We start from the raw sequence: 22,997 nt of genomic DNA, 5'->3' as shown, positions 1-22,997 counted from the left end.
AAACTGGAAGGAATGAAAGAATGAAAAAAATCCTATTCACACTGACAGCAGCTGCTAGCCTTTTATTATTAGCTGCTTGTACAGGTTCAAGTACCACCGATCCCTCATCAAGCAATTCGGCAGAAAGCACGTCGACCTCAGAATCCGTTGACTTGAATGCCCTGGAATTGCCGCAATTATCAACGGATGTGCAAGAGAATGAAGCTTTAGTTGAAATGGTGACGGAAGAAGGCTCGATCAAAATCAAACTTTTCCCAGAGATTGCGCCCAAAGCAGTCGAAAACTTTTTGACCCATGCCAAAGATGGTTATTATGACGGCTTGACTTTCCATCGTGTCGTAGAAGAGTTTATGATCCAAGGGGGCGACCCTAATGGTGATGGCACTGGCGGAGAAAGCATATGGGGCGAAGGATTCGGCGAAGAATACTCGAACCAGCTTTATCATTTGCGAGGCGCATTGGCAATGGCAAAATCAAGTGCGCCAAACAGCCAAGGCAGTCAATTCTACATCGTTCAAAATGATCAAGACGTATCCGACGGTCTAGCGATCCAACACTATCCTGAAAAAATCATCGAAGCCTACAAAAATGGTGGAACACCACAATTGGACGGTAGCTATACCGTTTTTGGTCAAGTGATCGAAGGCATGGATGTCGTAGATAAAATTGCGCAAGCAGAAACCCAAGACTCTGGCAATGGTGAGAATTCTCAACCGGTTGAGCCAGTGAAGATCGAAACGATCAAGGTCTTACAAGAAGCCAAAGAATAAATAAAAAAACCGCTGAAGTCTCCGATACTCGGGAATTTCAGCGGTTTTCTTTTACTTTTGGTCGCCTACGATAAAGGTAAATTCGCACTCAGCAGCTTTTTTGCCATCCACTGTCGCTACCGCATCAGCAGTTCCAACGGAGCCTTTGATTTTGGTGATCTCAAAAACAAGTTTCATAGTATCTCCCGGAACAACTTTTTGACGGAATTTGGCTTTGTTGATGCCGCCGATATACGCCGTTCTACCTTGGAATTCCTCGGATTTCAAGATCAGGATCGACCCTGCTTGTGCCAATGTTTCTAAAATCAAGGCACCCGGCATTACTGGATTTCCCGGAAAATGACCTTGGAAAAAGTCTTCGTTGATGGTAACATTTTTCGTTGCGATAATCTTTTTGCCAGACTCGATTTCATCGACATAATCAATATATATAATTGGGTAGCGATTTGGAATCAAATCCATGACTTCTGTTTCAGTCAATAGTTTTTTCATGGTTTCCCTTCCTTGCTTAAGAATTTATTATAGTTTGATTATCAAAGTATCATAGTTCAGCGGAATTCGCAACTAAATATTTATTAAGAAAAAAATAGTTTGACAATCAAACAATTATGCTTAATAATTAGAAATCAAGATAGTTTGATTTACTATTTGTCATTATACGTATTTTATTATTGTTGAATTAATTAAGGAGTGGAATTATGAGTTTTTTAACCGGTAAAAAAGTTGTCGTCATGGGCGTTGCCAACAAACGCAGTATCGCTTGGGGCTGTGCACAAGCATTAAAAGCACAAGGAGCCGAAGTGATCTACACGTATCAAAACGACCGCATGAAGAAGCCTTTAGAGCGCTTATTGGAATCTGATGAATTTGTAGTGGAGTGTGACGTCGCTAATGACGAAAGCATTGCTGCCGCCTTTGATACAATCAAAGAATATGCTGGAGAGATCCATGGTGTCGTCCATGCCGTCGCTTATGCTAATAAAGAAGATCTTTCTGGCGACATTTTGAATATTTCTCGTGACGGTTATGCTTTGGCGCAAGACATCAGCAGTTATTCATTGATTGCCGTCACTAAATATGCCAAACCAATCTTAGCTGAAAATGCTGGAATCGTTACCCTTTCCTACTTAGGTGCCAAACGGGCAGTACCAAACTACAACATGATGGGTATTGCGAAAGCTGCTTTGGAATCAAGTGTTCGCTATTTAGCTGCCGAACTTTCACCGCAAAAGATCCGTGTCAATGCGATTTCAGCTGGCGCCATCAAGACGCTGGCAGTAACTGGTGTAAAAGACTATCAAAAACTGATCCAATTGTCAGAGGATCGAACACCAGATCATATTGGAGTGACGATTGAAGAAGTCGGCAATGCTTGTGCCTTCTTGATCAGTCCTTTATCAAGCGGGATTATCGGCGAAGTGATTTTTGTTGATAAAGGCGTTCATTTATCTTAATCAATGATTGTCATAGAAAAGTCTGCTGTTTGCCTACCCGTTGGCTGAGCAGGCTTTTTCTGAAAAAAACAGGTATTTCAGAAAACCTCCTTTGCATTTCTATTTTATCTTCGTTAAAATAGATGCAGTAAGACTTGGAGGGATTTTATGAAACAACTGCTACTCGCAGCTAGCACGACCGATTCAAGTGGTTCCAGCATTACCGAACCAGCAGCTGCTCAGCTCAATGCGTTGCAAAAATGGTGGGCGTCCATCGACTGGGAATCGATCATTGGTCTACTGATTCAAAAAGCATTGATGTTGCTTTTTTTATGTATCCTATTCGGTATTTTATTGAAAATAAGCAATATGATCATCGATCGGATCTATCGTTCCTATGAAAAAAAAGCCAGTTTCAATGTGAGTCGAATCAACACGATCCATACCCTGATCCGCAATACGGTTCATTACACATTAGGCTTCTTTTTGGTCTATGCACTCCTTTCAACCATCGGCGTACCTGTAGGCTCTCTATTAGCAGGTGCTGGAGTCGTCGGTGTCGCACTTGGTTTAGGCGCCCAAGGTTTTATGAACGACTTGATTACTGGCTTCTTTATTATTACCGAGCAACAAATCAATGTTGGTGATTACGTCCGCTTGACCAATCTGACGCTTGAAGGTACGGTGACGGCAGTCGGTATTCGGACTGTTCAATTAAAATCCGTCGATGGAACCGTTCATTATATCCCAAATCGTAACATCACGACCATCAGTAATACATCAAGAGCCAATATGCAAGTCGTGGTCGACGTACGTATCTTACCATCTGAAGGCTTAGATGAAATACGTGCCATCATTGAAGAAGTCAATGAACAGATTGCTCAGCAGCATGAAGAAGAGATTCAAACGGCCCCTACGGTCTTCGGTTTAGTGGATCTAGGGAACAACAACTTTGCAATTCGTACGACCATGTATGTGACCAACGGTACGCAATGGAAAATCAAAGAGGAATTTTTGGCCGCATCGATCGATGCTTTAACTGCCAAAGGCTATACGATCCCCAATGCGCCGATCGTCGGTATTTAAAAAAGGTTATCCCGAAGCTGGGATAACCTTTTTTCTATACCACATGCAGTTCATCTGTCACCTTTGGGGCATCTTCTTTAGAAATCAGCAAATAGCGTCTTTCAATTTCGTGCGCCAAATGATTGACGGATTTTAAAATCTCTTTGCGGGTGATAATCCCAACAAAGACATTGTCATCATCAACGATCGGCAAGAATGCTTGATCTACTAACAAATGCAGCATACTTTCCAACTCATCGTTTTCTTTGATGCAATTCACATTGACTTCCATGACATCTGCCACAGTCAGCCCTTCAATATTTTCCATACTGAAGCCAGTGAGATCCATCATTCGTTCTACGATGTTTGAGAGGCTGATTAAGCCGACTAAATGGTCCTCACTATCTAGTACTGGGATCTTTGAATAGCCCACTTTTGATAAAACAAGCAATGCGTGACTCAAAGGGTGGTTATAAAATACCGATGCCACATTCTCTGCCGGCACCAAGAAATTTTCTTGATTCTCGAGTAATATTTTTTCTACGGTCTGTCCTATCAATCTAATTGCCTCCATTTCACAGCTACTCTTCTATTTTACTTGAAAATGAGAATAGAAAGTAGAAACCTGCAAAATTATAATGAAATTTTTACTTTTTGATTCCGCTTACTTAGCGTGTGAAAACAAAAGCTAGCTCAGGGACTTTATGAAAGGAACGATCATAGTATTGGATTGCCCATTGTTCTGGCGTACTTTCGATAATCGCAAAGCTTTTGATTTGAATTTGCCCTCGCGGTTGGGAAATACTGCCGGGATTCAAGAAAAGCCGATTCCCAACTTTCTCACAAGCAATTTGATGCGTGTGACCAAACAGTGCGATCGAGGCATCGGCTTGTTGCGCTTGCAGCCCTAATTTCGTTACACCAAAACGGACATCTGCCAAATGGCCATGAGTCATATAGATGGTGTCCAGCGGCGTTTTGATGATACGCTCATTGGGAAAATCACCGCCATAATCGCAATTGCCGCAAACGACTTGAAAAGTATCCCACAAAGGGTCTGTGTCAGGTAGTTCGGAGTCCCCACAGTGCAGGAATAAATCGACTTGATTTTCGAATTCATTTTTAAGATCAACAAGAATCTCACGATCTGAATGATTGTCACTGACAACTAAATATTTCATACATTTTCTCCTTCTAACCACTCCTGCCACTGTTCCTGCAGCTTTTTGATTGCTAGACCACGGTGGCTGACTCGGTTCTTTTCTTCTTGACTCATTTGGGCTGCGCTTTGCTCTGAACCATCAGGAATAAACAATGGATCGTAACCGAACCCATTTTCTCCACGGGGGATACGGCCGATTCTTCCCGGCCATTGAGCTTCAACCACCAAACTCTCTTTTCCTGGCGCTGCGAAAACTAACGTACAGTGAAATTGAGCACTGCGCTTGTCATCTTCGACATCCGTCAATTCATAAAGTAATTTTGCATTATTGGCAGCGTCACTTTTTTGCTCACCAGCAAATCGAGCAGAGTACACCCCTGGTCGACCCCCTAATGCATCGACTTTCAGTCCTGAGTCATCAGCTAACACCGGTCTTCCCAAAATTCTGGCGATGGTTTCCGCTTTAAGGCGGGCATTTTCTTCAAAGGTGGTGCCGGTTTCTTCAACATCCGGCAAGGAAGGATAGTCTTTTAAGGTGCGGACATCGTAACCTGCTGCGCCAAATACGGCTTTAAACTCCTTGGCTTTTCCTGGATTGCCTGTAGCAATGACAATCGTTTTTTCGGGAATCTCATAAGGGGGTTCATCTGGTAAAAACAGTGCCTCTTTTTGATAGGCGATCAATTCTTCGATAGCCGTTTTTCCGTAGATCAGCATCTCATTCAACTGCTGACCATCAAAGGTCGCTTCTTCCCCAGTTCCTTGCAATTCGACAAATCGACCAGATTCCGTCATCACCAAATTCATGTCAACAGCAGCTGAAGAATCTTCTTGATAATCGAGATCAGTCACACAGGTACCATCTGGTAAGATCCCGACACTAATTGCTGCCAAATGCTCCTTGATTGGATCTTCGGTCAATGCTTTGTCACGCAACAAGGTATCGATAGCTAAACGCAACGCGACAAAAGCGCCGGTAATACTGGCTGTTCTGGTACCGCCATCCGCTTGGACGACATCACAATCGACGACGATACTACGTTCCCCTAATTTTTCTAAATCAACTACGGCTCGTAAGGAACGAGCGATCAGCCGTTGGATCTCCATCGTACGACCAGAAAGCTTGCCTTTGGCACTTTCTCGACGATTACGAGTGTTGGTCGCTCGTGGGAGCATACTGTATTCGGCTGTGACCCAGCCTTTTCCCGTATCTCGTAAAAACGGAGGGACCCGATCTTCAATCGTTGCCGAACAAATCACGGTTGTGTCACCAAAAGAGATCACAACCGATCCTTCGGGGTGTTTGTAGACGTTGGTTTGAATGTTGACTGGTCTTAACATTGTTTCTTTTCTGCCATCATGTCGCATTTAAAAGCCTCCTAAATCAGTGTGAATCGATGAGATCGTATCTAAATCAAGCCAATCATTGGCGATCTCATCAAATATTTTCGGTGAACCAGTAGTAAAGAATGCATGTTGCGGATGCGGATCGTCCTGACTCGTTGCTGCAATGGAAAAATAGTCCAACAAGGTACTGACTTCCCCCACCGTTTCTGCCCCTGAATCAATCAGCTGGATATGGGCGCCTAATTCATTTTGGATCAAAGGGCGCAATAAAGGATAATGAGTACAGCCCAGAATCACTGTATCTAACCGCTTGTTTTTCAATGGACGCAACGTTTCTGCCACGATTTTCTTGGCGACCGAGCTATGGTATTGTTTGCTTTCTACGATCGGCACAAACTTTGGGCAAGCCAAACTGACGACTGACGCATGGGGCGCTTTGCCATGAAGAGCGCGCTTGTAAGAGTCGCTTTTGATCGTTCCATTTGTTCCGATGACACCGATTCGCTGGTTTTTACTTGCTTTGACTGCTGCTCGACTACCGGGCAGGATCACGCCAATCACCGGGATCGCTAGTTTTTCTTTGATTTCTTCAAGGGCGACCGCTGTCGCTGTATTACAAGCGATCACCAACATTTTAATGTTTTTTTCTAATAAAAAACGGGTCATTTGCCACGTATACGCGATAACTTGCTCAGCAGGTCTCGGACCATACGGGCATCTGGCTGTATCTCCCAGATAAAGAATCGATTCGTTGGGTAATTGCTTGATTGCTTCTTTGACGACCGTCAACCCACCAACACCAGAATCGATAAAACCAATTGGTCTGTTGTTTGTCATAGTTTCCATCCTTTACATGAAAAAAAGAGTTTGGTGCGTTTTTCTCTCTTATTCATTTTGGACTTTTTTTGTCTATTTTTCAAGTATTCCTTTCGTTTGCTAAAAAAGCTTTCCCAAAAAATACGAAACGGTCAAAAAGAAAAAAGCCCCAACGATTGGCTCACAACCCACAAGTTGCACTTGCATGGGTAAAAGACCGATCGTGGGGATGTTTTTGTCGATTATTCTTTTTAGTAATCGTACTGACGTTTTTCCAAAAAGCCAGAAAGCAATGACAAGGCATAACAAACCAAAAAGTATAAAACAGTCATTGCCAAAAACATAGGCAAAACATAGTTTGTATTTTGACCATAAATGATTCGAGCATGATGAGTCAGCTCTGGTAAAGAAATAATCACGGCTAATGACGTATCTTTGATCAAAGAGATCAACTGACTGACGATTGCTGGCAACATCGCTTTAAATGCCTGTGGCACGACGATGCTCCGCAATACTTCGACATAGCTTAGCCCTGTAGACAAACCAGCTTCCATCTGCCCTTTTGGCACAGCATTCAAACCAGCACGAAAGATTTCAGAGAGCATCGCTGATTCAAAAATCGTCAACGCCACAACCGCTGACCAAAAAATATTAAAGCGGATACCGATCTGCGGCAATGCAAAGTAAGTGAAAAAGATGATCAAGAGCAAAGGCAAGTTACGAATAACATCGATCACGACACCTAATACTTTCGAAAAGACCGGGATCGAGCTGAAGCGCAAAATGCCGGCGATCCCTCCGATAATAAAGCTAAATAAAATCGATAGGATCGACACTTCAACTGTTACCCGCAAGCCATCGATCAAGAAGCGAATGTTAATCGCTGAAAAAGCTTCAAAAAAATCCATAGTTCGTTAGCTCCTTTCTATGAGCGGACAGCCCAACGCCGTTCCAAGTAAACCATCAAATAAGACAATGGTAGGGTAATGATCAAATAGAAAAGACCAACAATGATATACGTATCGAATGTATTGAAGGTCTCACTTGCGATCAAATCCCCTTGATACATAATATCTAATCCTGCGACCATCGCCAAAATTGATGAGTTTTTAACAAGATTGATAAATTGATTGCCTAACGGCGGTACGACGATCTTGAAAGCCTGAGGCAAAATAATGTAACGCATCGCTTGGCTGTACGTAAAACCAGAAGACAAGGAAGCTTCCATCTGGCCTTTAGGAACCGTTTGAATCCCTGACCGGATCGTCTCAGCGATAAATGCCGATGTATAGATCGTTAAGCCAATCGTTCCCGCTTGAAAACCGTCAAAAGAAACCCAATACATTGGCACAACGACATAAAAGAACATCACGATGATCAATAAGGGAATATTTCTAAAAAACTCAACATACGCTTTGGCAATCCCTTTGATGAGGCGATTGTCTGACAACTGAAAAATTGCCATTAAGGTTCCGATCAAAAGACTAAAAAACAGTGCGATCAAACTCGCCATGACTGTGTATTTAAAGCCTTCAATAAACTGACCGGTATACGTTTGAAATAATTCAACCATTCAGTTTCCTCCTACTCTACTTTTCCTGATTCGTCTTCAGGGAACCACTTGTTGTATATCTCATCATAGGTTCCATCTTCACGCATTTCCCGCAAGGCTTGATTCACTGCATCAAGAAACGGCTTTTGTCCTTTATTGATGGCAATCCCATAAGGTTCTTCTGTAAAAGTTTCGCCAACTAAATGGTAATTGGGATTTTCACTCGCCATCCCTAATAAGATCGCATTATCCGTGGTCATAGCATCCCCTTGACCAGATTGTAAAGCAGTAAAGGCTTCCGCATAATTCTCAAGTTCTAAAATTTGCGCTTCTGGTGCTGCTTCACGGATGTTCACAGCTGAGGTAGAGCCTTTCACGACCAATACAGTGGTGTCTGCGGTCAAATCTTCGATCCCTTGAATAGGACTGTCTTTGGCAACTAATAAAGATTGACCTGCATCAAAGTAGACATCGGAAAAATCGACCTGTTTTTTACGTTCTTCCGTGATAGTCATCGTGGCGATGATTGCATCGATGTTGCCGTTTTTCAAAAGAGGAATCCGGGTTTTTGAGGTAACTTCAACAAAGATGGCATTGCCATCACGACCTAAAATTTTCTCAGTGATTGCACGAGCGATATCAATATCGAATCCCCGTACTTCTCTAGTCGCGATATCCATCAATCCAAAAAGACGGGTATCGTTTTTTACGCCCCAAACGATCTGATTCGTCTCTTTGCTGTTTTCTAAAATATCGATATCTGCGGCACTTTGTCCTTTACAACCTGAGAAAGTCACAAGGGCAAAGGCTAAGACTAGAAAGGAAAATATTTTCTTTCTCATAAGGGTTCCTCCTATTGCTTAATGATTTGTGACTTTACTCAAGAATTGTTTTGCACGTTCGTCTCTTGGTGCATCAAAGAATCCATCGACATCGCGCCGGTCTTCTAAGACTTGTCCTTCCGCCATAAAGACGATTCGATCTGCTACTTCACGGGCAAAGCTCATTTCATGGGTAACAACGATCATGGACATACCTTCACTGGCAATTTTTTTCATGACATCCAATACATCACCAATCATTTCTGGATCCAATGCTGACGTTGGCTCATCAAAAAGCAGCATCTCTGGTTTCATCGCAAGCCCTCTGGCAATTGCGACCCGCTGCTGTTGTCCGCCGGATAACATGGAAGGATAGGAATCTTTTTTATCTAACATCCCTACCCGATCAAGAAGTTTTTCCGCCAAATTGATGGCTTCTTGCTCATTTTGTTTTAATACTTTAATCGGTGCCAACGTAATATTTTCTAACACGGTTTTATTTGGATACAAGTTGAAATGTTGAAACACCATGCCGATGTTTTTTCTAATTTCTGTCATTTTGACATCTTTGTCAAACAAGTTCTTACCATTGACCAATAATTGACCACCTGAAATGGTTTCTAGACCATTAATCGTACGGAGCATTGTACTTTTACCAGATCCTGAAGGCCCGATAACAACAACGACCTCACCTTTTTCAAATTCAAGGTTGATGTTTTTTAATGCATGGAACTTTCCGTAATATTTCTCTACGTTCTTAAATTCGATCATTGCCATTGATTCACACTCCTAGCTTTTTTTAAAATTAAATGAGTAATTGGAAAGATTTGATTCATATTATAGCTCAATCTTTTTTCATTTGTAAAGGTTCTTTTCCAATGTTCCCCCCTTATTTCTGAAAAGACAAGTGCTATTTTACTTTGATGTGAGGTTTTTGTCCATGAAAATTTTTCTCACCCCATCAGATCACAAGGAGAACCGGTTGTTTCTTTTGCTAAAAAAAGGTAAGATAAACCATATAACAAAGGAAAAGGTGGAAAAAAAGTGAATACGATTTTAACTGGCGACCGCCCAACTGGCAAATTGCATCTTGGCCATTATGTGGGGTCTTTAAAAAAACGGGTCGAAATGCAAGCTGACCCTGAAAATCAGCTTTATATCATGGTCGCTGACATGCAGGCACTAACAGATAATGCGAAAACACCTGAGAAGGTCTCAGCGAATATTTTAGAAGTTGCTTTGGATTATTTAGCCGTTGGATTGGATCCAGCAAAAACAACGATGTTTATTCAATCGCAAATCCCTCAGCTCTCTGAATTGACGATGTATTATCTCAATCTAGTCAGTGTTGCTCGAGTACGACGCAATCCAACCGTTAAAGCCGAAATTGAACAAAAAAAATTTGGTGAAGGCGTTCCTTCTGGTTTCTTCATCTATCCTGTCTCTCAAGCAGCGGATATCACCGCTTTTAAAGCAAATTTAGTCCCAGTCGGCGAAGATCAAAAACCAATGCTGGAACAAACGCAAGAAATCGTGCATAGTTTTAATTCTACGTATAGTGAAGTATTAGTCGAACCAAAAGCGGTTTTACCGCCAAAAGGCATGGGACGTTTAGCGGGGATCGATGGGAACGGGAAAATGAGCAAATCATTGAACAACGGCATTTACTTAGCTGATCCAGCCGATGTATTACAAAAGAAAGTGATGAGCATGTACACGGACCCAAATCACATTCATGTCAACGACCCCGGACAAGTTGAAGGCAATATGGTCTTCACTTATCTTGATGTATTTGGTACCGAAAAAGAAAAAATTGCTGAATTAAAAGAACATTACACCCGTGGTGGATTAGGCGATGTCAAAATCAAACGCTATTTGATCGATGTTCTAGAAGCCGAATTTGCACCGATTCGTGAACGCCGTGAAGCTTTTGCAAAAGATCCCGGTGAAGTGATGAACTTACTAAAACTTGGTAGTGAAAAAGCTGAACAAGTTGCCGCTCAGACGTTAGCTGAAGTCAAAAATGCAATGGGCATCAATTACTTTGCTTAAAAAAACAAGCCTTTACGGCTTGTTTTTTTGTTTACAAATCGGAATGAATTCTTTCATGCAAAACCTATGTACAAACTCTGTGTTAGATTTCACGAGAACACTTCCTCCCCAGACTGACACTTTGTGTATTTTGATTTGATGCTGTTTCTTGCGTAAAAATCGAGGAGCTGTCCTAAAAAATAACTTCATAAAACGCTGATTAGAAAATGCATTTTTTCAGCCTAGCCAGTGTTTAAAAAAGGTTGTACCAAAAAAGCTGGAATGCCTTCTATAGAGAAATCTTTTAAGGCTTTCACTCAACTCCTAACATTCTTGTGTCATCTGAGCATCTATTATAATAGTAGAAAACGTTCCCCACCCAACTTCTTTGTATGGTGGAGAACGTTTTTCTACTTATTTGATTAGCGGATTTCTGCTTGAACGTTTTCTTCTAAGTTACGAGTAATTTTCGCTATTGCTTGATTGATCTCTTCATCCGTCAGGGTAGCTTCCGGATTGCTAAAGGTCAGACTGTACCCTAGAGATTTTTTACCTGATTCAATGTTTTTCCCTTGATAAACATCGAATAAACGAATATCACTTAAGAAGCGACCTGCACTTTCACGAATGATTTCCATCACGGATTGGTTATCGATCGTTTCATCGAGCAAGAGTGCCATATCTCGGGTCACTGATGGGAACTTAGAAACTGGTTGATAGACCAATTGTTCTGTTTTAGCTGCTAACAACTGATCTAAGTTCAATTCAGCAACATAGGTTTCACTCACTTCGTAGGCTTTGGCGATCGATGGGTGGACTTGTCCCAAGAAGCCGATTTCTAGGTCATCTAGCAAGATCATTGCCGTACGCCCAGGATGCATCTCTTTGATATCTGCCGTTTTTTGATAACGAATACGGTCGGTTAATGCCAACGAATCAAAAAGATTTTCTAAAATGCCTTTCAAATGGAAGAAATCAACTTTTTGAGCTTGGGTTTGCCAGTCTTTCTCATGGATATTTCCCGTCAATGCTAGCCCTAAGTGATTGACTTCTGTTGGCAGTTCGTGTTTACTGTCGCCCGTTTGATAGAAGACGCGACCAATTTCATATAAACCAACACGATTGTTTTTACGTGCCAAATTGTACGCAACGTCGTCTAACAAACCTGAAATTAGATTCAAGCGCAAGACGGCACGCTCTTCGGTCATTGGCCAATCCAATCGAGTCACTTGGCTCGATTTATCCGTAAATTGTTGCGCCTTCTCTTCCGTTGTCAAAGCATAGCTGATGGCTTCACTGACCCCGTTGCCTTCCAATAGCGTCCGAACTTCTCTAGTCAGACGTTGCGCTTTGGTTAAATGACCGGCAACCGTTTCTCCTTGCGGTAAAGTCGATGGCAAACGATCATAACCGTAAATACGCGCCACTTCTTCAATGATATCTGCTTCGATCGTAATATCCCAACGACGAGGTGGGACTGAAACAATATAGCTGTCTGCTTCTTGACGATGACCAAAGCCTAATGCATCAAAGATTTCTTGCACTTCTTCATCAGTGATTTCTGTGCCTAAATAGCTATTGATCCGTGCTAAAGTAATCGCAACCTCCACAGGTTCTACTGCTACTTGGGAACCTATTACTGCCTCTTTCAAGACCGTTCCGCCAGCAAGTTCCGCAATCAGTGCTGCTGCTGCATCACAAGCTTTTGCAACCGTTGCTTGGTTGATCCCTTTTTCAAAACGAGCGGATGATTCGCTTCTTAAATTGAATTTTTTCGAAGTCAAACGAATCGCTAATGGATCGAACAAGGCCGCTTCTAAAGCGACTGTGGTCGTCGTTTCCGTGATTTCAGAATCAAGACCTCCCATGACGCCTGCGAGCGCAACGGGTGTCGTTCCGTTGGTGATAACGATGTCTTCTGGGGAAAGCTGACGAGTTTCTCCATCTAAGGTAATCAGGCTTTCATTTTCTTTGCCGCGACGTACCAGTATTTCCTTGCTGTCTAGCTTTTGATAATCAAAAGCATGCAATGGTTGACCAAATAACAGTAAGATATAATTCGTCACGTCCACGACATTATTGATTGGACGAATGCCTTCATTCATCAAGCGATTTTGCAGCCATTGTGGACTTGGGGCGATCGTTACGCCATCAATGATTCGAATTTGGTAGGCGGGTGCATCCGTTACTTCAGTGACCTTCACCTGAATTTTATCGGCAGCAGCTACTTCACTTTCGGTAAGCGCAATTTCAGGAAACTTCGGTGTTTGCCGATAGATTGCACCGACTTCATAAGCAACCCCCCGCATGCTCAACGCATCCGCACGATTCGGAGTGATCGATAATTCGATAATGTGATCATCCATATCAAGATAAGGAAAAACTGGTGTTCCTGGTTCTGCTTCTGCTGGTAAATAATAAATTCCTTCTGCGTATTCTTTGGGAATCACGCTATCGGCATATCCCAACTCTTGCAACGAACAAATCATGCCGTTGGAAACTTCTCCCCGCATCTTGCCCTTTTTGATTTTTACGTTGCCCGCGATTCGAGAGCCTGGTAATGCCACGATGACTTTGATGCCGCTTTTGACATTCGGCGCACCACAAACGATCTGTGAGTCTTCATCCTCGCCAATATTTACTTGGCAAATTGATAGATGATCAGAATCTGGATGTGGTCGGCAGTCGGTCACTTCTCCGACAACGATTTTTTTTAAACCCTCTTCAGGCACGTCAATACCTTCGACTTCGATCCCCGTCACTGACATTTTATCCGCCAGCTCTTTGGGTGTGATCTCAGACAGATCAAGGTATTCATTTAACCATTTGTATGATACTAACATTTATTGTTCCCCCTTGAACTGGCGAATGAAACGCACATCATTTTGATAGAATTGGCGAATGTCGTTCACGCCGTAGCGCAGCATTGCCACTCGATCAGGACCTAAACCAAAAGCAAATCCTGAATATTGGGTTGGATCGATCCCTGACATTTCTAAGACGTTAGGATGCACCATTCCAGCACCGAGGATCTCGATCCAGCCAGTTTGTTTACAAACATTACAACCGGCACCACCGCACTTGAAGCAGCTGACATCGACTTCGACCGATGGTTCTGTGAAAGGGAAATAGCTTGGTCGCAAGCGAATTTGGCGATCTTCCCCAAACATTTTTTGCATCATGACTTCTAAGGTTCCTTTTAAGTCACCCATCGTAATATTCTTATCGATTACCAAACCTTCAATTTGATGGAATTGGTGGCTATGGGTCGCATCATCTGTGTCACGACGGAAAACTTTCCCGGGTGAGATCATCCGCAGCGGCCCTTTAGAAAAATCATGAGTCTCCATTGTTCTCGCTTGCACTGGTGACGTATGGGTTCGAATCAGCACTTCCTCTGAAATATAAAAAGTATCTTGCATGTCTCTGGCTGGATGATCCTTTGGCAGATTCATCCGTTCGAAGTTGTAATGATCTTTTTCCACTTCGTAACCTTCGACTACTTGGTAGCCCATACCAACAAAGATATCTTCGATTTCTTCCATGATTTGCGTTAGCACATGGCGTGTTCCTCGGTTCATCTTTTTACCAGGCAACGTCACGTCGATGGATTCTTCAGCAAGAGCTTTTTCCAAGTTTGCTGCTTCGATAGACGTCTTGGCTTCTTCGATCGCTTCTGTCAAGATATCACGAATCTCGTTGGCATAGCTCCCCACCTTCGGCCGTTCTTCCGCAGAAAGATCTTTCATTCCCCGCAGAACTTCTGTGATAGGGCCTTTTTTCCCAAGCACTTCCACTCGAATTTGATTCAAGTCATTCATGGTTGGACTTTCTTTGATTTTAAGCAATGTCGTTTCCTTCAATGCTTCTAATTTCTCTTGTAAAGACATGTGTTTCCTCCTTCTATGCTGTGAATAGTGTAAGAATAAAAAGACTGGATTGACTGAATAAAGTGAGTATTATTCATATAAAGACAAAAAAAGACATCATCCCTTAAAAAAGGAACGACGTCTCGTGTTACCATCCTCATTCGCGAAAAAAACCGCGCACTCACTTCGGCTAACGACAGCAAAACTGCCGACTGACTGTAATCAGCAAGCTCCAGAAGTGAAATTCATTTTTCGAATACAGGACTTGCTTTCAGTCTGTGACAAGTCTCCCTTTTTCTGATTCAGCCAAATTACTAGTTTCTATCAACGCTTTTTATCTATTCATTTAAACTTAGTTTACCTAATTTCCGGTGAGAAATCAACTGCATTCTTCCTCACGCACCCAGGTTTCTGCCCAACGCTTCACACTCATCATACTCTTTTCAAGAGCAATACCTCTTGGCGTCAAGCAGTAAAGATTGTTTTCTTTGCAGACAATTTCTTCCCGCTCTAATTCTTTCAAGCGTTCGACTAACACCCGATCACTCACTTGAGGAATCTTGTTTGCTAACTCAACAAATCTTTGTTTGCCGTCTTCAAGAAGGACATCAATGATCAAGCCGTTCCACTTTTTGCCTAAAATAGAAAAAGCTTTTTCAAATTTAGGACAAAGGGCATAATCCGATTCTACTTTTATCATTCTCCATCACCTCTTTTACCTATTATAGCATATGACTTACGAATTGTAAGAAACTAGGATCGATCAGCTAGAATGCCACGATCATTTTAGGTTTTAACAGCACTAAATAGGTCTGTTTCACTGGTTTGCTCAATGCTTTCTCCAATGCTTGGCAGTAGAGTTTCAATTGACCATAATATCGTTCGCGCATTTTCTTTTCAATCTGAGCCTGACTGCCGAAAACATCATCTGTTTTAAAGTCATATAAAATGATTTCATCCGCCAATTCAATATAGCCGTCGATAATACCATGGATCAAAAGCGGCGCATCTGGTTCGTCAAACCCTTCAAAGATCGTATCAGCCTCTTTTAGCATCGAAAACGGCTGCTCCCGCTTCACCACATCAGAGAATCGGTTCAGCAGTTTACCTAGTTCAGTTTGATAAAACCACAAAATGCTCGATCGGTCAATTTTTTTGGCGATTTCTTCAGAAAAAAATTGCTTTTTCACGAGTTCAGCAATCAGGAGCTCCAAAGTATCTTGTGTTGGCGTCATTCCTAATGGAATCATTTGCAAAACCGTATGTGTTGCTGTCCCGATACTGCTGGCGAGAGGCTTCGTTTCCTGCAGAAATTTTGGTTTCGCCAATTCATCCTGTACGTAGCGATATTGCTGAGGATTCGTCTTCTCGGAAACCGACCGCCATTCCAACAAAGTGGTCTGTTGATCATCGGGATCGTTATAGAGTCTTTTCAATTCTGATACAGATTGATAACTAGTCGTTTGGGTCGCTTTTTGATAAGGATAGCGATATGCTAGGCGTTTCAAAAGATCATCGATATTGCTATCTGGCGCAAGCAATCGTTTAGGCTCCTCGACTGGCGCAAGGGTCTCTTGGACTTGTTGCGTGATCGTTTCTTGATTCCACCATGACAGACGAAAATGAGCAGGATGATCGATCGTCCGCTTGCGCTCTGACGCTTCAGAGAATACTGCTTCCATATCTGGATGGCGCATCAGGGTCCGTCCGACCCAATCCATCAAGCTCCCCCGGGCAACAAGCCGTAATGCAGGATCAAGAACCATCTCGGCTTGTGTCAGGCCAGATTGCCAAGTCTTAAAGGCATCCGCTTGATTTTTATAGGAGCCCACTAAGAAAAGCTTCTGCTCTGCTCGTGTCAATGCTACGTATAATTTTCGCATTTCTTCTGACAAGGCTTTTTTCAAACGAACTTGCTTGATGGCTTGAAACGGCAGTGTCTCAAATTTAAGGTTTTCTGCTGGATTCACATATTGGATCCCAGCCCCCAGCTGTTCTTCAAAGATATAGCGTTTTTGAAAATCTTGGTAGTTAAAGAATTTTGTTGTATCCAGTAAGAACACAACAGGGAATTCCAAGCCTTTACTTGCATGGACGGTCATCACTCGAACGGCATCTTCTACAGGAGTAGCCACAGGCTCCGCCAAATCTTTGTTTTTTTCTTGCATTTTTTCGATGAAGCGAATGAATTGGTACAAACCACGGAAACTGCTCTTTTCGTATTTTTCGGCTCTGTGGATCAATGCCACTAAATTTGCATAACGCTGCTGTCCTGCAGGAAGTCCCACAACATAATCCAAGTAAGCAGTATCTTCATAGATTTGCCATAATAAGGTCGGGATCGGTAATCTGCGTGCTTCTTCGCGCCATTGATTTAGTTTGGCTAAAAACCCATCCACCGTTTGCCACAAGGGTGACTCTTCTTGTTGAACATGATAATCCAATACTGCATCATAGTAGTCGCTGGAACGATTTGCTAAACGGATCTCAGCCAATTGATCTTCTGTTAGGCCGACGATTGGCGAACGCAAGACCGCCACAAGGGGGATATCTTGGTACGGATTGTCAATGATTTGCAGCAAAGAAACGACGGTTTGGATTTCCGTTGCCTGAAAATAGTTTTGAGCATCATTCACCGCCATCGGAATCCCAAACTGCTTAAAGACATCTAAAATGACAAGATTGTTTTTACGTGTAGGGGTCAATAAGACGATATCGTTGTAAGTGATTGGTCGATTTGCTTTGGCTTTTTTGTCATAGATCATGAATTTTGATTCAATCAACTCTCGAATCTTCAATGCAGTAATCTGCATTTCACCCTCTGTTTTGTCATCGATCAATTGTTCTTCGGATTCATGCTCTTTTTCATATAACAAGAGCTCTGTGGCAAAGGCGTCGCTTTCTGGAAAATGAGGAAAACCGGTAATCAAGGCTGCCGCCTCATCATAAGGGATTTGTCCAACCCGTTCATCCATCAGCTGTTGAAAAACTAGATTCGTAAAATCCAATACGTCGGAGCGAGAACGGAAATTTTCTGCTAAGACGATTCTCCGCCCACCATTCTCCGTTTCAAATGCCAAGTATTTTTCGATAAATAGCGTCGGATCTGCTAGTCGAAACGAATAGATCGACTGCTTTACATCCCCCACCATAAACATGTTGCCGGGGTTATGATCGACTTGTCTCACCCAATATAAAATTGCCTCTTGCAGCCGATTGACGTCTTGATATTCATCGACTAAAACTTCTTCAAAGCGATCACGATAATAGGTCGACGCTTCACTTCCACTACCGTCTCCTTGTAAAATCTGCAAGGTGAAATGTTCCAAATCATTAAAGTCTAAACGGCCTTTTGAAAGTTTCCTTTCTTGGAATGCTTTCATAAACGCTTCGGTCATAGCTGCCATTTTTTCAACGACAGGTGCGGACCGATGAAGCAGCTCCATCATTTCAGCCGGTGGGTATGGAAAGGCCGCTTTCAATTGCTCAACCAATTTTTTCGCATCATCTCGCAAAGGTTTAATTTCTTGAGAGAGTTCCTTTTGTTCTGGTTTGCGAAAAGCTGGGTAGCGAGCAAAACGCAACACTTGGATTTGCTCATAGAAGCCATCAACATCGTCTGAATCAAGCAGAGCCTTTAAGGTTTCCACCATTCCTAATTCGGTATCGATCAATAGTGCCGCTTTTTCCATCGCTTCATCAGAACGGGCATAGTCTTGCGCCGCCTGCAGCAAATGCGCCGCTGTCTTCAAGTTTTCTTGCAAAGTCGGCTTGATTTGCGATTGGTACAGGGTATTTTCAGCAAAGGTTTCTTTGCCGATATAGTGATCACTTAGATGAGCTAACCAGTTTACTGGATCCGGATTTGCTCGGGCAAAGTCATAAAGAGACAGGATCAGATCCCCGACGCCTTCATCGGAACGATCACTAGAAAAATTTTCCGTCAAACGAAAGAACGCTTCATCATTGGCTTCATATTGTTGATCTCTCAGCTGTGTCCAGATTTCTTCTTTCATCAATAAAATTTCGGTTTCATCAGTCATCATGCGGAAATTTGGATCTAAATCGATCAAATAATAAAAACGCCGAATCACAGTTAAACAAAACGCATGCAAGGTAGAAATGTTAGCTGTCGGCAATAGCTGCAGCTGACGGACGAAGTGCTGGCGCTTTTGCTCGTCACTTTCTTGATTGATGGCCTGCTGCAATGCCGCTTGAATCCGTTCTTTCATTTCTCGAGCAGCTGCTTCGGTAAAGGTCACGATCAGTAAAGAATCGATCGTCGTTCCTGCTTTTAGCTTTTCAATCACTCGCCGAACCAAAACGGTGGTTTTGCCTGAACCCGCTGAAGCGGAAACGAGGATATTATCCCCTTTATCAAAAATGGCTTGCCATTGGGTATCCGTAAAGGTTTCATTTTGCGGTTTTAAAGGGATCTTACTCATCTTCTTCCTCCCTTAAGCGATGGATAATCTCATCTTTAGATAAGTTTTCTAAACGGTGGTACTCATTTTCTTTCAACAATACATCAAAGTCACAGATGCTGCGAAACGGACAAAACTCACACGCCCTTTTTTTGTCTTTTAATTTATAAGACGGGTTTAAGGCGATTTCACCGCTCAACAGCTTCTCACCACTTTGTTGCATATTTTTCCGATTGTGTTTTCTTAATAGTTCAAGCTCTTCTTCTGTATAAAACTTGTTTTTCGCCTGTGTTGTTTTTTGATAATTGCCGTTTTTGTCTTTCCGAACAGGAAATACCGGCGAATTTTTGCTGGCTTCAACTTCCTCATCGAGTAACGGGAAAACAGCCGGTTCGTCAATAAACAACCCGTCATACTTGAAACGTTTTAAACGTTCTTCTTCACTGGCTTCTTGTCCGTCCAAAAGCGGATTATGCACATGCAGATAATATGCCCCCGCTGGTCGAACCTTTGGCGAACCAACCAGTTGGACAGCATCCGTCAATGCGACGTCGAGATACGTGATCAACTGCATCGCAAGTCCGTAGTAGGCTTCAGAAAGGTCAAAATCTCGGCTGCTAGATTTATAGTCAACAACGGAAAGCCATTGTTCTTCTTCCGTTTTCGCCGTATCGACACGATCAATCTTCCCCCGCACATGTAGTTTCCCGCCAGAACTTAATGGTAATTCGATCCCGTTAATCCCATTTGAGCCAGCGATCTGGCCGAACAGCACCTCCGTCTTTTCAGGACTAAAATGCATTTTTTGTCCTTGTTTCGCTAATGCCCACGCTACTCGCTGAATCGTCTTGCCTAATTGATACCGAATAAAATTCATCCGAGCAGAACTCGTCAGTAAGCGATAACGGCTTTCGCCAAAAATTTCCTGCAAAACGACTTCCACAAATTGCACGCGTTGGTCAGCAGTTAACTGGGTCAAGGAAATATTTTCAGCAATTAGGACTTTGACAAAGCGGTCCAACGCATCATGGAAAAACTCACCGGTCATTGCTGGATTTAAGCCATAAACTTCCCGTTCTTTTAACCGTAATCCGTAGCTGACGAAATACTTGTATTCACACTGATAGAACGTCTCCATCTGAGAAATGGAGCTGTAGATCGACGGGCCATATAGCGCCGCAGCTTGTGCTTGAGACAAAGGAATCGGAATATTTTGATGGGTTTGGCTTTCAAATACTTGGGCAGCTAAATCTGTCCATTCCGAACGTAACAGCGCTTGTTTCAGTTGCTCCCACACTCGAGGCAAATTCTCTTTGTTTTTTTGCGCTTGCTGACTGAGATTATTGATTTGGTAGATCAGGCCACGATAACTGCCAACATAGTCTCTCGGGTCACTGACTAGCGTCAAGATCCCCCGCTCTTGCAGTGGTACATCCAAATGCTTGACCACGCGGTCTAAATAAGGCGACATCTTGATATTTTGCTGTGTATCAAAATTAACGGCATAGGACAGTGATAAGTGCTCTGTCGCTGAAAGCAAGACAGAATAAAAGGCAAATGGTTCTTTGACACTGCCTTCCACCACTGTGTCTCTAAGGTATTTTTCACCATTAAATAACTGATTGAAATGCTGACGTTCTTCATTCGTCAACAATGTTTTATTTTCCATTTTTCTTGGCAAAGCCGTTTCATTCAATCCCGGTGCAAATGTGATCTTCGCTTGTTTCGGACGTGCCAAATCAAGGCGGTTGATGTTGACTTGGTCGATCGCTGTTGGGATCTTTCCGAATGTGACATTTTCTAAGCCAGTCAATAAGACATCTTCAAAGAGCGCAAAATCAAAGGGCTCATCTCCATAGATCGTGGCATACTCATCCAGCAGATCCATTAAAGCTTGCCATGCTTGTTCATGATTGCGGGCTTGATCTAATTTTCCTTGTTGGATTGCCTGGTCTCGCCAATGCCTCAGCTGTTGCTCGACACCCGCATTCAGTAAAAAGCGATACAGCAGTTCTACGGCATCTCGATTTGTTCTAGCTGCTGTCAGCCAATCGAGTGTATCCACGACATCTTGCTTGAAAGCCCTGCGAAGCTGATTGGTGTACGCCGTCAAATCCACTTTGTCCACTGCTTCTTCTTCCGATTGTAAATACTCGATCAGTTCCCAATCTTCGTTTCTCGTCCAACTCGCTCCTTGGAAATCATGAGCCAGCGCTTTGTTCTCGGTAATATCCACCAACTTACGAAACTGGTCACGCCCAACAAGCCAATCTGCTTCGGAGCGATAGGCTGCCGGTAAGTAAAGTTCCGTTCTAAGCAACCGTAAAATATCATTTAAGCGAAAGCCATAGGATTGACAAGCAAAAAAAGCATTCAAAAACTCAACCAATGGATGTTGCGCCATCATCTGCTCTTCATCGATATAAAAAGGAATCTCAAACTCAGTAAAAATTTTAGGAATATACTGATGATAGACTTCTGGTTCGGCGATCAGTAATTGGATATCACGATACCGTAATGTTGGGTACCGTTTCTTATCACTCATCATCCCGCGGATCGACGCTGCGATTTGACGAATCTCTTCTTCGGGATTCCCAACTTTCCAGACAGCCAAGAAGTCTTTGACGGACGTCTGCTGATGATAATTGGCTTGTGATTGGGTCTGCCGCCAAAAAGTTTCTACTTCCTTGTATGCCTGCGGGATCGATCCCTCGTCTTCTTTGTCCACCTCTTGGTTGACGGAAAGTTTCTGATCTAAGTAAATGTTCACTTGATTGTCACGAGCAGAACTGATCAACTGATAATAGGTCCGTCCTGCTTCGTAAAATAAATTCAATGGCGTGGGCATCTCTTGTGGGTACCCGCGATCCAAAATAAGATCAATCACTACATGACTTCTCTTCATCAGTACTTGAATCAACTGTTGCTCTTGTGTTGAAAAAGCGGAGAAACCGCTGATAATAAATAAGGCGTGGGAAAGATCTGGCGCTTTGTTCAAAGAAACAGTGGTTGGCATTGCATGATCCACCGAGGAATCGCCCAGCAAGGAACCTTCCAGAAAGCGTGTCAGTAAGGTGATCGGTTGTTCGACTTGCAAGGCACGCTCTAGAAGTTCTTGTTCAAATCGTTGAAAAATTATCGCTAATTCACTGTATTTTTTTTCTTCGTCTTGGGTTGCGCTTGGTGCAGCACCACCTGCTAATAAATCTTCGATCCCCAATCGACTTGTATGCATTTCTTGATAGAAAGCCAACAATTGTTGGATAAAACCCGCTTTGTTGATCTCACCACGGTATAAGACGAGTTCTTCTTCTAGTTCCAAAAGCAGCTTACGCATGATCATGGAGGCACCATTTTCAGTGATGGCATTTTGAGAAAGCAAGCCGGTTTGCTGCAGATAAAACCAAGCCAAACGGTGAAAACTATACACTTGCGCGCGAATAGAAGCAAAATCTTCTACGCGATCCTCTTTCAGTAATTGAAGGATCTCGCGCTCTCGTTCAAATTTGTTGTAGTTAGGTACCAGGAAAAATACTTCTTGATGGTCTTTTTCTAACCAGCTTTTTGCATTTTCTATCACTGCTTGATCATGACGACAACGGCCATCGCCAAGAATAAATCGTAAACTCATGAAAGGACTCCTTCTCTCCATCGTCTTTTAAAAAAATCCACTAAAAAATCAGCGACACGCTTTTTCGAATGCGTCT

General features: G+C 42.7%; 18 protein-coding genes. 4 read left to right on the top strand and 14 right to left on the bottom strand.

The window, feature by feature from the left end; translation table 11 throughout:
- Nucleotides 1–20: 20 nt before the first annotated feature.
- Complete coding sequence (locus IGK85_RS07640; RefSeq protein ID WP_008381897.1) at nt 21–770, top strand: peptidylprolyl isomerase; 750 nt, start codon at nt 21–23, stop codon at nt 768–770.
- A 51-nt stretch (nt 771–821) separates the two neighbouring features.
- On the opposite strand, the gene fabZ is transcribed toward IGK85_RS07640, so the two are convergent.
- Nucleotides 822–1,262: a 3-hydroxyacyl-ACP dehydratase FabZ gene (gene fabZ, locus IGK85_RS07635; protein ID WP_005226178.1), complete on the bottom strand. Its 441-nt coding sequence runs from the start codon at nt 1,260–1,262 to the stop codon at nt 822–824.
- Between the two features lie 206 nt (nt 1,263–1,468).
- Between fabZ and fabI the strand changes: the two genes are divergently transcribed.
- Both fabI and IGK85_RS07625 read left to right on the top strand, forming a co-directional pair.
- A complete protein-coding gene (gene fabI, locus IGK85_RS07630; RefSeq protein ID WP_429972214.1) occupies nt 1,469–2,224 on the top strand; it encodes an enoyl-ACP reductase FabI in 756 nt (251 codons plus the stop codon).
- A gap of 147 nt (nt 2,225–2,371) precedes the next feature.
- Complete coding sequence (locus IGK85_RS07625) at nt 2,372–3,289, top strand: mechanosensitive ion channel family protein (protein WP_008381898.1); 918 nt, start codon at nt 2,372–2,374, stop codon at nt 3,287–3,289.
- Between the two features lie 34 nt (nt 3,290–3,323).
- Here the strand turns inward: IGK85_RS07625 and cbpB are convergent, their stop codons facing one another.
- The 8 genes from cbpB to IGK85_RS07585 all read right to left on the bottom strand — a co-directional run bounded on the left by cbpB (nt 3,324) and on the right by IGK85_RS07585 (nt 9,743).
- Nucleotides 3,324–3,827: a cyclic-di-AMP-binding protein CbpB gene (cbpB, locus tag IGK85_RS07620; protein WP_008381899.1), complete on the bottom strand. Its 504-nt coding sequence runs from the start codon at nt 3,825–3,827 to the stop codon at nt 3,324–3,326.
- Nucleotides 3,828–3,936: 109 nt separating this feature from the next.
- Nucleotides 3,937–4,449, bottom strand: a complete 513-nt coding sequence (locus IGK85_RS07615) for a metallophosphoesterase (RefSeq protein WP_008381900.1) — start codon at nt 4,447–4,449, stop codon at nt 3,937–3,939.
- On the bottom strand, nt 4,446–5,798 hold the full coding sequence (gene rph, locus IGK85_RS07610) for a ribonuclease PH (RefSeq protein ID WP_008381902.1): 1,353 nt from the start codon (nt 5,796–5,798) through the stop codon (nt 4,446–4,448). Before rph ends, IGK85_RS07615 begins: the two co-directional genes overlap by 4 nt.
- A complete protein-coding gene (gene racE, locus IGK85_RS07605; protein ID WP_008381904.1) occupies nt 5,799–6,614 on the bottom strand; it encodes a glutamate racemase in 816 nt (271 codons plus the stop codon).
- 230 nt (nt 6,615–6,844) lie between these two features.
- Complete coding sequence (locus IGK85_RS07600) at nt 6,845–7,501, bottom strand: amino acid ABC transporter permease (RefSeq protein WP_005236107.1); 657 nt, start codon at nt 7,499–7,501, stop codon at nt 6,845–6,847.
- A 17-nt stretch (nt 7,502–7,518) separates the two neighbouring features.
- Nucleotides 7,519–8,166: an amino acid ABC transporter permease gene (locus IGK85_RS07595; protein WP_005226186.1), complete on the bottom strand. Its 648-nt coding sequence runs from the start codon at nt 8,164–8,166 to the stop codon at nt 7,519–7,521.
- Between the two features lie 11 nt (nt 8,167–8,177).
- Nucleotides 8,178–8,987: a transporter substrate-binding domain-containing protein gene (locus IGK85_RS07590; protein ID WP_008381907.1), complete on the bottom strand. Its 810-nt coding sequence runs from the start codon at nt 8,985–8,987 to the stop codon at nt 8,178–8,180.
- A gap of 18 nt (nt 8,988–9,005) precedes the next feature.
- Nucleotides 9,006–9,743, bottom strand: coding sequence for an amino acid ABC transporter ATP-binding protein (locus tag IGK85_RS07585; protein WP_008381909.1), 738 nt, complete (start codon nt 9,741–9,743; stop codon nt 9,006–9,008).
- 267 nt (nt 9,744–10,010) lie between these two features.
- Between IGK85_RS07585 and trpS the strand changes: the two genes are divergently transcribed.
- Nucleotides 10,011–11,018: a tryptophan--tRNA ligase gene (gene trpS / locus IGK85_RS07580; protein WP_005236112.1), complete on the top strand. Its 1,008-nt coding sequence runs from the start codon at nt 10,011–10,013 to the stop codon at nt 11,016–11,018.
- A 401-nt stretch (nt 11,019–11,419) separates the two neighbouring features.
- Here trpS and pheT read toward each other — a convergent pair whose 3' ends face one another.
- The 5 genes from pheT to IGK85_RS07555 all read right to left on the bottom strand — a co-directional run bounded on the left by pheT (nt 11,420) and on the right by IGK85_RS07555 (nt 22,921).
- Nucleotides 11,420–13,840, bottom strand: coding sequence for a phenylalanine--tRNA ligase subunit beta (gene pheT / locus IGK85_RS07575; protein WP_008381913.1), 2,421 nt, complete (start codon nt 13,838–13,840; stop codon nt 11,420–11,422).
- On the bottom strand, nt 13,841–14,887 hold the full coding sequence (gene pheS, locus IGK85_RS07570) for a phenylalanine--tRNA ligase subunit alpha (RefSeq protein ID WP_008381915.1): 1,047 nt from the start codon (nt 14,885–14,887) through the stop codon (nt 13,841–13,843). It lies immediately after the preceding gene.
- Between the two features lie 358 nt (nt 14,888–15,245).
- Nucleotides 15,246–15,566 (bottom strand): winged helix-turn-helix transcriptional regulator, encoded by a 321-nt coding sequence (locus tag IGK85_RS07565; RefSeq protein ID WP_005226192.1) that lies wholly within the window; start codon nt 15,564–15,566, stop codon nt 15,246–15,248.
- 67 nt (nt 15,567–15,633) lie between these two features.
- A complete protein-coding gene (gene addA, locus IGK85_RS07560) occupies nt 15,634–19,311 on the bottom strand; it encodes a helicase-exonuclease AddAB subunit AddA (RefSeq protein ID WP_008381919.1) in 3,678 nt (1,225 codons plus the stop codon).
- Nucleotides 19,304–22,921 carry a PD-(D/E)XK nuclease family protein gene (locus tag IGK85_RS07555; RefSeq protein WP_008381921.1) on the bottom strand — a complete coding sequence of 1,206 codons (3,618 nt, stop codon included), beginning with the start codon at nt 22,919–22,921 and terminating at the stop codon, nt 19,304–19,306. The genes addA and IGK85_RS07555 overlap by 8 nt, the downstream gene beginning before the upstream one ends.
- Nucleotides 22,922–22,997 lie beyond the last annotated feature (76 nt).

It is taken from the genome of Enterococcus sp. AZ015 (assembly GCF_050499225.1).
In the GTDB taxonomy this organism is placed as follows: Bacteria; Bacillota; Bacilli; order Lactobacillales; family Enterococcaceae; genus Enterococcus_D; species Enterococcus_D entomosocium.
Note: the sequence above shows the minus strand (reverse complement) of the source record. Positions and strands in the feature narration are given on the sequence as shown.

What these genes read in the sequence shown, in the direction of transcription:
- IGK85_RS07565 (WP_005226192.1), bottom strand. Translation starts at nt 15,566, where the DNA reads ATGATAAAAGTAGAATCGGATTATGCCCTTTGTCCTAAATTTGAAAAA.
- rph (WP_008381902.1), bottom strand. Translation starts at nt 5,798, where the DNA reads ATGCGACATGATGGCAGAAAAGAAACAATGTTAAGACCAGTCAACATT.
- racE (WP_008381904.1), bottom strand. Translation starts at nt 6,614, where the DNA reads ATGACAAACAACAGACCAATTGGTTTTATCGATTCTGGTGTTGGTGGG.
- IGK85_RS07615 (WP_008381900.1), bottom strand. Translation starts at nt 4,449, where the DNA reads ATGAAATATTTAGTTGTCAGTGACAATCATTCAGATCGTGAGATTCTT.
- fabI (WP_429972214.1), top strand. Translation starts at nt 1,469, where the DNA reads ATGAGTTTTTTAACCGGTAAAAAAGTTGTCGTCATGGGCGTTGCCAAC.
- IGK85_RS07555 (WP_008381921.1), bottom strand. Translation starts at nt 22,921, where the DNA reads ATGAGTTTACGATTTATTCTTGGCGATGGCCGTTGTCGTCATGATCAA.
- pheT (WP_008381913.1), bottom strand. Translation starts at nt 13,840, where the DNA reads ATGTTAGTATCATACAAATGGTTAAATGAATACCTTGATCTGTCTGAG.
- IGK85_RS07590 (WP_008381907.1), bottom strand. Translation starts at nt 8,987, where the DNA reads ATGAGAAAGAAAATATTTTCCTTTCTAGTCTTAGCCTTTGCCCTTGTG.
- IGK85_RS07640 (WP_008381897.1), top strand. Translation starts at nt 21, where the DNA reads ATGAAAAAAATCCTATTCACACTGACAGCAGCTGCTAGCCTTTTATTA.
- IGK85_RS07600 (WP_005236107.1), bottom strand. Translation starts at nt 7,501, where the DNA reads ATGGATTTTTTTGAAGCTTTTTCAGCGATTAACATTCGCTTCTTGATC.
- IGK85_RS07625 (WP_008381898.1), top strand. Translation starts at nt 2,372, where the DNA reads ATGAAACAACTGCTACTCGCAGCTAGCACGACCGATTCAAGTGGTTCC.
- addA (WP_008381919.1), bottom strand. Translation starts at nt 19,311, where the DNA reads ATGAGTAAGATCCCTTTAAAACCGCAAAATGAAACCTTTACGGATACC.
- IGK85_RS07585 (WP_008381909.1), bottom strand. Translation starts at nt 9,743, where the DNA reads ATGGCAATGATCGAATTTAAGAACGTAGAGAAATATTACGGAAAGTTC.
- IGK85_RS07595 (WP_005226186.1), bottom strand. Translation starts at nt 8,166, where the DNA reads ATGGTTGAATTATTTCAAACGTATACCGGTCAGTTTATTGAAGGCTTT.
- pheS (WP_008381915.1), bottom strand. Translation starts at nt 14,887, where the DNA reads ATGTCTTTACAAGAGAAATTAGAAGCATTGAAGGAAACGACATTGCTT.
- fabZ (WP_005226178.1), bottom strand. Translation starts at nt 1,262, where the DNA reads ATGAAAAAACTATTGACTGAAACAGAAGTCATGGATTTGATTCCAAAT.